At 63.0% G+C, this 12811-nt stretch carries 8 protein-coding genes; 4 read left to right on the plus strand and 4 right to left on the minus strand.

The genetic code is table 11. The features are described 5' to 3' along the window. Positions 1–201 precede the first annotated feature (201 nt). A complete protein-coding gene (locus IAE36_RS00505) occupies positions 202–783 on the plus strand; it encodes a LysE family translocator (RefSeq protein WP_201209618.1) in 582 nt (193 codons plus the stop codon). Here the strand turns inward: IAE36_RS00505 and IAE36_RS00510 are convergent. The 3 genes from IAE36_RS00510 to IAE36_RS00520 all read right to left on the minus strand — a co-directional run bounded on the left by IAE36_RS00510 (position 776) and on the right by IAE36_RS00520 (position 3951). Further along, entirely contained in the window at positions 776–1564 is a 789-nt protein-coding gene (locus IAE36_RS00510; protein ID WP_201209620.1) for an AraC family transcriptional regulator, read from the minus strand. The two genes, IAE36_RS00505 and IAE36_RS00510, sit on opposite strands and share 8 nt — an antisense overlap. Positions 1565–1599: 35 nt before the next feature. Further along, positions 1600–2727 carry a glycosyltransferase family 61 protein gene (locus IAE36_RS00515; RefSeq protein ID WP_201209622.1) on the minus strand — a complete coding sequence of 376 codons (1128 nt, stop codon included), beginning with the start codon at positions 2725–2727 and terminating at the stop codon, positions 1600–1602. A gap of 75 nt (positions 2728–2802) precedes the next feature. Continuing rightward, complete coding sequence (locus IAE36_RS00520; RefSeq protein WP_201209624.1) at positions 2803–3951, minus strand: hypothetical protein; 1149 nt, start codon at positions 3949–3951, stop codon at positions 2803–2805. Between the two features lie 312 nt (positions 3952–4263). On the opposite strand from IAE36_RS00520, the gene IAE36_RS00525 reads away from it, so the two are divergent. The 3 genes from IAE36_RS00525 (at position 4264) to IAE36_RS00535 (ending at position 11085) form a co-directional block, all read left to right on the plus strand. Continuing rightward, a complete protein-coding gene (locus IAE36_RS00525) occupies positions 4264–8079 on the plus strand; it encodes a leucine-rich repeat domain-containing protein (protein ID WP_201209626.1) in 3816 nt (1271 codons plus the stop codon). Between the two features lie 146 nt (positions 8080–8225). After that, positions 8226–9845 carry an NADP-dependent glyceraldehyde-3-phosphate dehydrogenase gene (locus tag IAE36_RS00530; RefSeq protein ID WP_201209628.1) on the plus strand — a complete coding sequence of 540 codons (1620 nt, stop codon included), beginning with the start codon at positions 8226–8228 and terminating at the stop codon, positions 9843–9845. 58 nt (positions 9846–9903) lie between these two features. Next, complete coding sequence (locus IAE36_RS00535; protein ID WP_201209630.1) at positions 9904–11085, plus strand: hypothetical protein; 1182 nt, start codon at positions 9904–9906, stop codon at positions 11083–11085. 33 nt (positions 11086–11118) lie between these two features. Here IAE36_RS00535 and ilvA read toward each other — a convergent pair whose 3' ends face one another. Then, the gene (gene ilvA / locus IAE36_RS00540) at positions 11119–12681 is read right to left on the minus strand and encodes a threonine ammonia-lyase, biosynthetic (protein WP_201209632.1); all 1563 of its coding nucleotides are present in this window, start codon (positions 12679–12681) and stop codon (positions 11119–11121) included. Positions 12682–12811 lie beyond the last annotated feature (130 nt).

Genomic DNA, 12811 nt, shown 5'->3' on the forward strand with positions numbered 1-12811 from the left:
CATTGATGACCTGGATAACAATTAGGGAAAATAATCCTACAAGCACAGCAGGTTTTTCAGTTAGCGCAAAACTATTACAAACCTTTAGCAACTGATGCCAAGGCCGGCTCCCGCTCTACGAGCGAAGAGCACTTCCATTCAATACTGGCAACGTCCTATCCCTGAACATTCACCCAGCATTCAACCACAGGGATAGCATTCATGAGCGTTGCAGTTTCGATGGCCGCCTTTGCGCTGGCCGCTTCTATTTCACCCGGCCCCGTCAATGTCGTGGCCCTGGGCAGCGGCGCCCGCCATGGGCTCCGAGCCAGCCTCGGGCATGTCACCGGCGCCACCCTTGGGTTTTGCCTATTGCTGGTATTGGTAGGCTGTGGGGTCCACCAGCTACTGACCCGTGTGCCGGCTGCAGCCGGGTTGCTCCATGCAGGCGGTGTGGTGTTTCTGCTGTACCTGGCGTGGAAACTGGCCATGGACGATGGAAATTTGGGGGATGACCACATCGGGCGGCCACCTTCGGCCTGGCACGGGGCAGCGATGCAGTGGCTCAACCCCAAGGCCTGGCTGGCGGCGGTCGCTGGCGTAGGCGCCTACACTGGCGGCGAACAACAATTGCTGTGGCTCTTCACCTGGATTTACGGGCCTATCTGTTTCGTTTCAGTGGCCGCGTGGGCCTGGGCTGGCAGCCTTATTCGCCAGCGGCTTGAAACGCCAGGCCATCTGCGCGTGCTCAACCGCACCTTGGCGGCATTGCTGGTGGTCAGTGCGCTCTACCTGCTCAGGTAGCTACAGCGCCCTTTTGATAATGCCCCGGTGTGGCAGCCAAGTGCTGTTTGAAGGCACGCTGCAGGTGCGCCTGGTCGGCAAAGCCAGAGGCGTGGGCCGCCTCGGCGATTGCCCAACCCTCGCGCAGGTACGACCGCGCCAGTTGCACGCGCTGGTCCAGCAGGTAGCCATGCGGCGTCAGACCAAAGCGCTGGCGGAACGCGCGGATCAGGTGCGCCCGCGACAAGCCGCAAGCTGCGCCAATGTCGGCAAGGCTTAGAAGATCTCCACGGTGCGCACGGATGAATGCCGCTGCCAGTTCCAAACGGGGGTGCGCCTTGCCGGCTTGGGGAGCGGCTGCGCCGAGAAAGCCGGGTAAGGCTGCAAAGAACGTAGCGAGGCGACGCTCACGGTCAGTGATCATTGGGTCGAACAGTTCTGCAAATACTTCCATCAACCTTTGGTACAGGGCAGGCGAATAGCTCAAAGCCTGGGCCGGCAAATGGAACCCGCAGCGCTCAAGCCAGGACATGTCGAGGTACATCATCAGGTAGGACCAACCCTGCCCGGCGACAGGGTTGCAGGTATGCACCACGCCGGGGTTTATCAAGACGGTAGTGCCCGCCTGAACATCCCAACGATCATCACCGCTCACATAAGTACTGCGACCTCCAGTGATCACGCCGAGCGAAAAACTCTCGTGGGAATGGGCTGCATGGCAGATCTGGCGCCCGTCACCTACCACACGAGCTTCCACGAACGGCAATCGTGAATCTCGCCAGAACCTCGATACCTCAATCATCTCTGCCCCGCCCAGTGCCAAACGCTGCCGCGATACTACACCCTGCGCGCCTGATACAGGTCGAGCGTGCGCTCGACTTCATCGATGTCAATAGTGAACCCGTCTCCATCAGGTGTACCCACTACAAAACTGAAATACTGATGATCACGGTCGGTCAGGTACTTGTAGTAGCTGACAAAACGGTTCGGCGGCTGCAAGGCCAGCACGCAACCGCCGGCCTGCAATACATTCACGCCGTGAACCAACTGGCTGCCTTCCACGCCGATGACCACTTGCGCACCTGCGCACGCGGCGACGATACCTGGCACGTCGCATTGCAGCGGGTTGACGATACGAAAACCGCGAGTGGCGCGCAGGTGCTCGGCGATTTCCAGTTCGTTGCGCAACATCCGCCGTTCGCCATCACCACCCCTGAGCAGAAAAACCCCAGGGTGTGGCGTGTGCGGCACGTGGGCGAGCAGTTTGTCGCCCATGGCGCGGTAACGGGCGTGGCGGTTGCGGTTGTTGCTCTGGTCGTCGAACAGCACCAGTTCGCGGAAAAACGCGCTGCGCAAGCGGGCAGGCTGCATGCCCAGCCAGTGTTCGTACGCCAACGTCTGGGTGAACAGGGGGTAGCGGGTGGACGGCGCGGTGGTCACCGGTACGCCTTCATCGCAAGCCAGGGCATAGGTGGGGCAATCCTCCATCAACCAGGTGCCGAACCAGGTGTTGCCATTTTGCGTGCAGTAGATGGCTGCCCGGTCCAGTTCATGCTCTACCCTGATAGTGGGAAACGTCGAGGGCTTGAGTGACAGCCAGTGGCTGGCCCGGCCTTTGTATAACGCCCCGTCCACCAGCCAGACATCTTTCAACAAATAGCCACGGGTTGGCCCATGCTCTGTTTCGATGCCGCCCTGCATGGTCCTGGCCGGGTGCACATAGGGGTAGAAACGCTTGCCTTCCCAGCCGGTCACCCGTTCAAGCTGGCCGGGCAAAAACAGCGCCGGTGGCGACACGGTTGTTTCAGCCGGTGCGATGTCCCAGCGTTTCGCGGCAACCGCCTTGATATCCAGGGGCTGCGCTTGGCTCAACCGTTTGCGCGCCATGTGCCGGTAGGCAGCCAGAGTCCAACCGGCATGCCGGGTTACCGGCACTGCATCGTGCTGCGAGAGGTCGCTTGCCATGAAGCATCTCCGAAGCGGAACAGTTCAGGAACCGCCGCAGCACCCAGATTCATTGTGCTGCCTAGTGGCGTGAGTTCAATTACACAGCACCCTTTGCATCTCAGGGCTGCTTTGCAGATTGGCATAACGGTTCTGCAGGGCCTGCTCCAGGCCCTGTACCGCTTCTTCGCGGCCATACAGGTAAATCTTGTGCAGGCCGCCGAACACCATCTCGTGGTAGCGGCTGGCAACCTGCTCGGCGCTGGCGCCAGTGGGCAGGCCCAGGTGCAGGGTCAACTTGTTCCCCTCCACCGCGAACAGGGGCGTTTCCCACAGGAAGTCTGCGGTACCCTTTTTGGGCAGACGTACAAACAGGTAGGCATGGTTGCCCAACGAATCGATATCACCGCCACGACGGCGCTTCCACTTCAACAACCCGTCGTCTGGTCGCGCGAGGCACAGGCCGATGTCGTAATAATCGAAGCCCTGGGCCAACGCCCATTCAAGGGCCATGAAGGTGGTGATCGAGTTCACTTCGCGCAACCGCTTGGCGTCGGAGAAAACCGCTTCGCAATAGCCGAACCGCAGCGTACTCCAATACCGTTTGCCGTCGCGCACCACTTCGCACCCCAGGTGGCAGCCAATGACCTCGTCACCCAAGGTGATCAGGTCGAGCCTGCCGACCGTCTTGGCGATCCGGAACACCTCTTCGGTGGAAAACTGCGCCGCATGAATGCCCTGCCGCGCCGTGGCGTACGGCCGCAACAGTTCGCGGTCCGCCATGGCGATTTCCTCATCCGTTGTAGCCTGGCGCATTGCATACAGCGGGCGATGTTTGCGAATGCTGCGCCGCAGTTCGCTGTCGTAGCGCGCGGTAATATCTTCCAACGCCCGCCCGAGTGGCACCACTGCGCTGAGGTAATGTGGCACTGACAAGGCACCCGCTGTCGGCATTTCGCTGACCACCACCACCTGCCCGGCATCGCGCTGGGAGGTGCCATCCACGGCTTGCGCCACGTGGCCTTTGCCGCCTATCAACAGTTTGGCCATCTCACGTTGCTGCTTGCGCCCAATGTAGAGAATTTCGTACGGGCTGGCAGGCTGCAGGCGGAACCGGCTCATCTCCCAGCGCCAGAAACAGGCGCGCGCCACTACCTCGCCAGCTTTACTGGCCCACAGCCGCAAGTCGTAGCGCAGGGAGGGTGATAAATGGCGACGCGCTACAGCCGTCAACGTCTTTTTCATTTCTTCTTCGAGGTCCTGTGGGGTGCCCTGCGGCCTATCGGAAAAAGAGAACAATCCGCTTTAAACATCTAAACCATTGATTAATAAAGCGGTAATGGCTGTTTATCATCACCTGTAGAAATAATTTAAGATGCGGATAAACACTTTGGCAAGCAAAGTTGCTGCCGCAGCCCAAGAAGTTTAATGGCGCCAAATTTCCTGCCCAACGACCGTGTTATATCGGCTATTGGCTATAGGCCCGGCAATACCCGATTACCACTTGGTGGCCGATAAATACCGTTTGATGCCTCCTTCTCATGAAGGAGCTAACCCATGTCTTTATCTCACCTGCAAGGCGAACGGCAGTTACCGGCCTGGGCCCAGCACACTACCCCCGAACAGTGGGCGGCCTTGCACAAAAGCCAACTGGCCCCCTGGCAACACAGCGACTGGTTCAACAATGCCAGCCCGGACCTGCGGGAGGTGGTGAACGCCAGCCATCGGCGGTTGCTGATGGCCCAGGCAGCATTGGCCCGGTCACTTCGGGGCGTCAAGCAGGTGGTGGAATTTGCACAGCCTGCCCTGCAGACCTACTTTGCCCGCCAAGGGCTGCAAGCACCGCTCGAGCACTGTGAGCTGCTACGCGTGGAACGCCGCTGGCACTGGGTGGGCCTGCGTTATCTGTTCAGCCACCGGCGCGACAGCCTGCTGCAGGCAGCACTGCAGAACTTTGCCGATGACGAAACCTTCACACCGCCAAGCGCCCTGGCCTTGAGCACCGACATCCAGGTCACACCCATTCGCGTGCGAGGGTCGGCGATCATCGGCATGCAGACGCCTGCCGCCCACTTCATGCTGGACTCCGAGCGCTACCAGGTACAGCCCCTGCCCCTTGCCCCGGAAACCTTCGCCGCCCATTGCCGTGAACAGGACCTGGGGGGTGCCTATCAGGCGCACCTGCAGCACTCCTTCGGCCAGCCCCAGGTCAGGGCATTGATGGCGGAGGTGTTCAGAGCACGCCTGCGCCTGGCCGCCGGCCTGGCCCATATGCGGCATCTGCTGACCGGCGATAGTGTCGATACCGTGAACCGGCTGCTGGCGGGTGGGCCGGTACAATGCTGGCAGCTGGCGCTGTTCGGGGTCACGCTGCACGAGGTGATGTTGATCGACTTGGGGCGCGACGGGTTGGGCCTGTTCCTGCCCAACCACACCCCTGCCCTACGCCAGTGCAATGACCTGCAAGCCGTGCACGAAGCACTGGCAACGCTGCTGCTGGAGCCTGATGCGCGCAGCGCTTTCACCGCCTATGTGGTACGCGATGCCCGCGGGCATTTTCTTGACGTGCTGCAACAGAACCTCGACGCCACTGGCGTAAGCACCCAGAACGCGACGTGGCAGCGTGCTGCCGATGCCGACCTGCGGCCGACTCGCCAGCGCATCGAAACCGAGCCATTCGGCTTCGGCTATGACCAACAGCTGGCGCGTATGAAGCATGAAGCCAGGCTGCTGGCCGTGCCCACCGCAGATGCCGATGCCAGCGCTCGGGCGCGGCGCTTGCAGGAGTGGGAAGCCATTGGCCTGGACCTGCTCAATGTTGCTGGCTTTTTCATACCGGTGGTGGGCACCGCCATGATGGCCGTAACGGCTTGCCAACTCCTGGGCGAGGCGTTCGAGGGGTATGAAGCCTGGGAAGCTGGGGACCGTCACCAGGCGCTCCAGCACCTGGAGAACCTGGGCGTGAACCTGGCATTGCTGGGTGGGTTGGGGGCGGCAGCTCACGCCTTGCCAAAGCTGTTCAACGGGCCACTGATGGCCAACCTCCAGGAAATACGCACTGCCGACGGCACTTACAAACTGTGGAACCAGGACCTGGCACCCTATCGCAGCGCTGTCGAGCTGCCCGCTGGGTTGCAGGCCAACCCCCAGGGCCAGTACCTGCATGAGGGGCGCTACTTCTTCCGTATGGACGGGCATCTCTACGAACATCAGCTGGACCCGCAGACCCAGCAATGGCGCATCATCCACCCCGAAACGCCTGAGGCCTGGCAGCCCCCGCTTGAACACAATCGTCAAGGCGCCTGGCGGGGTCAGCACGAACAACCCGGCGACTGGTCCTTGACCACGCTGGTGCACAGGCTCGGTGAGCCGCTCACAGGGTTGGCTGCCGAACAGGTTGAGCAAGCCTGCAACCTGTGCGGTGTCGATGCCGAGTACCTGCGCCGGGTACACCTTCTGGGCCAGCCGGCGCCCGCGCTGCTGCTGGATGTGCTGCAGCGCATGCAGATCGAAGGCGAAGTACAGGCCTTGGACGCCGATGCCCAACCTGGGCTGTTTGACCAACGCTACGGCTTGCCGGCAAATGACGTAGCCTGCGAACCGTTGCTGGCAGCTTACCCAAGGCTTTCTCCGGCCTTGGCCAGGCGCCTGCTGAAACCCTTGGAGCCGGCTGAGCGGGCGGCCTGGGAGCAGGACCAGACGCTCCCGGCGGCGATTCGGCAGCAGGTTGCAGACGTGCACAGTGAGCTACCGCTGGTGCGGGGCCTGGAGGGCGTGCTGTTGCCCGCGCGGGCCAGCGCGGACAGCGAACGGCTGTTGTTCAGCGCACTGGATGCCCTGCCCGCGTGGCCGGCTGACCTGCGCCTGGAGCTGCGCGCCGGGGGGCCGCAGGGCCCTGTGCTGGACGCCGTCGGCAGCGGCCACGCCACCACCCTGGCTCGGGTAATCAAATCCACCGAAGGCTATGAGGCCTACCTGGGCGAGCGCCCGGCCCCCATGCCGCTGGGCCTTGACCTCTGCCGAGCGATCGAACAGGCCCTGCCGCGCTCGCTGCACGCCCGCTTGGGCATCAAGCAAGGCAACCCCCATGCATTGCGCCAGACGGTACTGGCCTGGGCCCGCGAGCACCGCGCAGACCTGCTGCGACGGCTGGGCGGGGTGCCCCGGCAACCCGCCGTGCCTCAGGGGTGGTTGCGCGGTGGGCGCCCCCTCGACCCGCTGCCGCCGGCCCCCCGCCAAACCCAATCACTGGCGGCGGCCTTCCGGCGAATCTACCCCGAGGCCACCGATGCCGAGATCGCCGATTGGTTGAGCGAAGACCAGGAAGAAGACGACCTCGACGATATACGCTCTACCAGCGAGCGCTTGCGTGCGCTGCAAGCGCGGCTGGTGGCCCTGCGTACCGAGCTGGCCGAATGGGCACGCCCCAACCCCCTTCGCCCCCATCAACGGCACCTGGCGATCCAGCCGCTCATCAACGCCTGGCGACGCATGACACGCCTGCCGCTCGAGGGCGGGGGCCGGCTATTGAGCCTCGACCTGTCAAAGCTGGACCTCCAGCACGATGACCTGGCAAGCATGCCGCTGGACGAAGGCTTCGCGCATATCGAGCACCTGTCGTTAAGCGGCAACCGCTCCCTCAAGCACCTGCCCACTGTGTTCTGCCAGCACTTCCCCAACCTCACGCGGCTGCTGCTCACAGACTGCCGGTTCGACCATCTCCCCCTGGTAACGCACCCCGAAGCGTTGCGCTGGCTGGACCTGGACAGCAATCGGGTAACCTGGGACGACTTATGCCAACAGACCTTCCAGCGCTACACCGGCTTGACCGTGCTCGACCTCACCGACAACCCACTGCTGCGCGCACCCGACCTGCGCCTGCACCCGGAGCTCAAGACACTGTTCCTTTCAGGGTGCGCGCTGACCGACCTGCCACGCGGCCTGGAACAGATGATCGAACCCTTCGTACTGGACCTGTCGGACAACCAGTTGGCGCAATTACCTGAGGGTTTCGAACTGCCGACTCATATTGCCGATACCCTGCGCCTGGAAAGCGAGTGGTTGAGCGCGCCCGTGGTGGCGCAGATCGAGGCTTACAATGCGTCTCACCATGTCGACCTGATGGTCTGCGAAAGCGATTATCTGGACTTCTTCGACGGCACCGGCGCTGCCGAGTCGGCGGTGTGGCAACGCCTGCCGCTGCAATACCGCCGCGACCTGCGGGCATTGCTCGACACCGAGCCGTTTCTTTCACACCCGCAGCAATCGCACGCCGAATTCTGGCGCAGACTCACCCTCATCGACACCCACCCTGCGCTGCGCGAGCAGTGGCTAGGCCGCCCCGCAATCGATCTGTTCAACCTGCCGTTGTAACACCCCGGCGCTGCGGGGCGCTCGCCCCGCAGGCACAATGCTGGAAGTTGGGCCACACTGGTTTTTTTTCGCCAGCCAGCGCATGCTCGAACTGAATCGTTTCACCTGGCGTACGCACGCCGTCACGAACATGAGGTGCAGCAACCATGGAACGTCTGCTCGATTCACTCTTCCCCCGCCTGGAGGACATACCAGACGCTTGGCGGCTGGGTGCCCCACTGGAACAACGGGACTACCTGGTCGGCGGTGAGCTGAGGCGCTGGGACGGCCCCTTGAACACCGTCTACAGCCCGGTGTGGCTCAAGGAAGGCAGCCAAGAGCGCCAGGTGGTGCTGGGCAGCGCCCCCCTGCTGGATGCCGATACCGCACTTACCGCCCTGGACGCCGCCGTCCATGCCTACGACAAGGGTCGCGGCAAGTGGCCGAACATGCGCGTGGCCGAGCGTATCCAGCATGTCGAAGCGTTCCTTGCGCGCATGCGCGAACAGCGCCAGGCCGTGGTCAAGTTGCTGATGTGGGAAATCGGCAAGAACCTCAAGGACTCCGAGAAGGAGTTCGACCGCACCTGCGACTACATCGTCGACACCATCAATGCCCTGAAGGACCTCGACCGCCGCTCCAGCCGCTTCGAACTGGAACAGGGCACGCTGGGCCAGATTCGCCGGGCACCGCTGGGCGTTGCGTTGTGCATGGGGCCTTACAACTACCCCTTGAACGAAACCTTCACCACGCTCATCCCGGCGCTGATCATGGGCAACACGGTAGTGTTCAAGCCTGCCAAGTTTGGGGTGCTGCTGATCCGCCCACTGCTGGAGGCGTTCCGCGACAGCTTCCCGCCAGGGGTGATCAACGTGATCTACGGCCGTGGCCGGGAAACGGTCAGTGCGCTGATGGCCAGCGGCAAGATCGACGTGTTCGCGTTCATCGGCACCCACAAGGCGGCCAGCGACCTGAAGAAGCTGCACCCACGGCCCCATCGCCTGCGCGCGGCATTGGGGCTGGACGCCAAGAACCCCGGCATCGTGCTGCCTCAGGTCGACCTCGACAATGCGGTGGAAGAAGCCGTTACCGGTGCCCTGTCATTCAATGGCCAGCGCTGCACCGCGCTGAAAATCCTGTTCGTCCATGAGGACGTGGCCGAGGCGTTTCTGGATAAATTCAAGCGCAAGCTGGCCGACGTCAAGGCCGGCATGCCGTGGGAACCGGGCGTGGCGCTGACGCCGTTGCCTGAGCCGGGCAAGGTGGCGTATCTCAACGAACTGGTAGCCGATGCCACTGCGCACGGCGCCCAGGTGCTGAACGAGCACGGCGGGCGCAGCCGTGGGTCGTTCTTCTACCCGGCCCTGCTGTACCCGGTAAGCGCGGGCATGCGGGTGTATCACGAGGAGCAGTTCGGCCCTGTGGTGCCGGTGGTGCCCTACCGGGACCTGCAAACCGTCATCGACTATGTCCTGGACTCCGACTACGGCCAGCAACTGAGCCTGTTCGGCAATGACCCGGCCACCATCGGCAGCCTGGTCGATACCTTCGCCAACCAGGTGGGGCGTATCAATATCAACGCACAGTGCCAGCGCGGCCCGGATACCTACCCGTTCAACGGGCGCAAGAACAGCGCCGAAGGTACGCTATCGGTACACGACGCACTGCGTGTGTTCTCGATTCGAACCCTGGTGGCCACCCGTTTCCAGGACGCCAACAAGGCGCTGATCAGTGAAATCATCCGCAACCGGCAGTCCAGCTTCCTGACCACCGATTACATCTTCTGACGGTTGAAAGCAGCAGCGCTTTGCTTGAAGCTTGAGGTTCTGAGCAAGGAGCTGCTGCATGCGCATCATCGACAAAACCGCCACCCAGGTGCGTAGCCTGACGCCTGCTGAAGAAGCGCTGCTGGAGGGGTTTGCCAGCGGTAGCCTTACCGGGCCTCGGCTGCTGCAAGCCAACCAGTTGTTGATGCACGTGCGTAACGCCAACCACTGGCTGGCCTGCGACTGCCGCAGCGATGCGCTGCCGGTGCTCAACGTCACACTCAATGGCCACACCGGCACGCTGTTTCTCAAGAACAACCCCGGCACTGCCGAGCACGCCCCGGGTTGCCCGTTCACCAAGGACGAACAAGAGGCGGCCGAGCGCGACAGCGCCCCTGTGCAGCCGGCAGCCTGGCTGGCACCGGATACCCCGCTGCGCCTGACCGGCGACTTTCGCCCAGCGTCTGCAGGCAGCGGCGGCGAGAGCGCGGACCGCCGTGAGCAACAGCGGCTGCTGTCCCTGCTGCTGACCTGGATCGAAACCAGCGGCCTGAACCTGTATGCCACCCACCTCAAGCAGGACCTCACAGGGCAATTCGCCCAGTTGCGCAATGTGGCAAGCCGCTACCCCTTGCTTGAACGGGTACCGGCCAGCAACTACCTGGAAACCCGCCTGGACATGAAGCACATGATGATGCTCAAGGCACGGCTGCGAGAGGCCACGGTGTTCGGCAGCCACCGACGGCATGGCCTGCTGCTCGACTGCATCGATCAGATCAAGGGCCGCAAGCTGTTCAGCAACCGCAGCGTAGAAGGCGTCGATTTCCAAGGTCACCACCTGTACTGGGGCGGGCAACGCACCAGTGGCCCACTGTTGGCCCTGGTGCTCTATTCGCCAGCCACGCCCGGCAGCCAGTTCTACGAGCTGATCCACGTGGCAAGCGTGCCTGTGCTGTCACGCAGGCATCTGTTCCCCGTATATCGCGACGAGGAGCGTGAACCGCTCAAGGCGTTGGTGGCATTGGTGGACTGGATGGCCGGCAAGGGCGTGAAGGTGCAGATGCGCCGGCCGGTTATCGGCGGCCAGGTCATGGATGAACTGGTGATGACCTCGGACCAGGACCGTGTGCTCTCGGTTTCATTGCTGGAAAAGCCCATGGGCCCCGAGCCGGACGCCGACAACTTCAAGCGCTATGCCGACTTCAAGAGCCCCGAAACCTTCCGCAAGTTTGTCGCCGGTTTTTTCATGCGCGAGCGCTGAGGCCGCTACCCCGGCGCTGGCTTGTCCCTTACATCAGCCTAGAAACAGCCTGTAGGCCGGGTTGTCGGTTTCGTCCCAGTACTGGTAGCCCATTTCCGCCAGCGCCGAACGCCAGTCACCGCGCTCCTCTTCCGGGATTTCAAGTGCCGCAAACACACGAGCGTGGGCGGCACCGTGGTTACGGTAATGGAACAGGCTAATGTTCCAACGCTTGCCCAACCGCTCCAGAAACGCCAGCAGCGCCCCGGGGCGCTCCGGGAACTCGAAGCGCAGCACACACTCCTGGGCGCCTGGCGCGGCATGGCCGCCCACGGTGTGGCGAACATGCAGCTTGGCCAGTTCGTTGTCAGTCAGGTCCAGCACGTCATAACCCTGCCCGCGCAGGCTGCCCAGCAGCTGCTCGCGGGGGTCGTGCTGCGGGTGGGTCTGCACCCCCACGAACAACCGCGCCGGCTTGCCCGGGTTGCAGCGGTAGTTGAACTCGGTGATCTGGCGCTTGCCCAGTGCCTGGCAGAAGCTACGGAAACTGCCAGGTTGCTCCGGTATGGTGACGGCAATGATCGCTTCACGCTGCTCGCCCAGTTCGGCCCGCTCGGCCACGTGGCGCAAGCGGTCGAAATTGACGTTGGCCCCGGAGTCAATGGCCACCAACGTCTGGCCCTGGGTACCTTCACGGGCCACATACTGCTTGATACCTGCCACGGCCAGTGCGCCGGAGGGTTCTGTGATGGAGCGGGTATCGTCGTAGATATCCTTGATGGCAGCACACAGCGCATCGTTGCCGACCGTCAGTACTTCATCGACAAAATGCCGGCACAGCTCGAAGCAGTGGGCGCCGACCTGGGCAACGGCCACGCCATCGGCAAACGCCCCCACCTGTGGCAGCACCACCCGCTCCCCGGCCTGCAGCGCCGCCTGCAGGCAGTTCGAGTCCTGCGGCTCTACACCAATCACCTTCACATCCGGCCGCAGGTATTTCACATAGGCTGCGATGCCAGCGATGAGGCCACCGCCGCCCACCGGCACGAAAATGGCGTGCAACGGGCCTTGGCACTGGCGCAGTATCTCCATGCCCACGGTGCCCTGCCCTGCGATCACATCGGGGTCGTCGAACGGCGGCACGAAGGTGGCGCCGCCGCGGTCCGCCAGGGCCAATGCATGGGCCAATGCATGGGGGAAACTCTCACCGTGCAACACCACGTGCCCACCTCGTGAGCGTACCCCCTCCACCTTGAGCGACGGCGTGGTGGTCGGCATGACGATGGTCGCCGTCATGCCAAGGTGTGAGGCGGCCAGTGCCACACCTTGGGCGTGATTGCCGGCCGAGGCCGTGATCACACCGCGCGCTCGGTGTGCTGCACTTAGCCGCGCCAGGCGCGTGTAGGCGCCGCGGATCTTGAATGAGAAGGTCGGTTGCAGGTCCTCGCGCTTGAGCAGCACCCGGTTACCAAGCCTGGCAGACAAGGCCGGCGCAGCCTGCAACGGTGTCTCGATGGCCAGGTCATACACCGGCGCGGCGAGAATGCGCCTGACCTGCTCCGACAGCAATTGCTGGGGTGTGGGGGTGAGACGAGGGCTGACGCAGAGGCTGGTCATCGGTAACTCCTTGGCGGTTGTTCAGGGTGCCCAGGAGTCAGATGGAAAGAACCCGCCTCCAGGGCGGGTTTCGTGCACGTTCGCGCTAGCCCGCCAAGCTGATAATGGCGGTAATAATGCTGGCGAAGGC

The sequence above is a fragment of the Pseudomonas sp. S36 genome (assembly GCF_016647875.1).
Taxonomy (GTDB): domain Bacteria; phylum Pseudomonadota; class Gammaproteobacteria; order Pseudomonadales; family Pseudomonadaceae; genus Aquipseudomonas; species Aquipseudomonas parafulva.

What these genes read in the sequence shown, in the direction of transcription:
- IAE36_RS00535 (WP_201209630.1), top strand. Translation starts at nt 9,904, where the DNA reads ATGCGCATCATCGACAAAACCGCCACCCAGGTGCGTAGCCTGACGCCT.
- IAE36_RS00510 (WP_201209620.1), bottom strand. Translation starts at nt 1,564, where the DNA reads ATGATTGAGGTATCGAGGTTCTGGCGAGATTCACGATTGCCGTTCGTG.
- IAE36_RS00505 (WP_201209618.1), top strand. Translation starts at nt 202, where the DNA reads ATGAGCGTTGCAGTTTCGATGGCCGCCTTTGCGCTGGCCGCTTCTATT.
- IAE36_RS00525 (WP_201209626.1), top strand. Translation starts at nt 4,264, where the DNA reads ATGTCTTTATCTCACCTGCAAGGCGAACGGCAGTTACCGGCCTGGGCC.
- ilvA (WP_201209632.1), bottom strand. Translation starts at nt 12,681, where the DNA reads ATGACCAGCCTCTGCGTCAGCCCTCGTCTCACCCCCACACCCCAGCAA.
- IAE36_RS00515 (WP_201209622.1), bottom strand. Translation starts at nt 2,727, where the DNA reads ATGGCAAGCGACCTCTCGCAGCACGATGCAGTGCCGGTAACCCGGCAT.
- IAE36_RS00530 (WP_201209628.1), top strand. Translation starts at nt 8,226, where the DNA reads ATGGAACGTCTGCTCGATTCACTCTTCCCCCGCCTGGAGGACATACCA.
- IAE36_RS00520 (WP_201209624.1), bottom strand. Translation starts at nt 3,951, where the DNA reads ATGAAAAAGACGTTGACGGCTGTAGCGCGTCGCCATTTATCACCCTCC.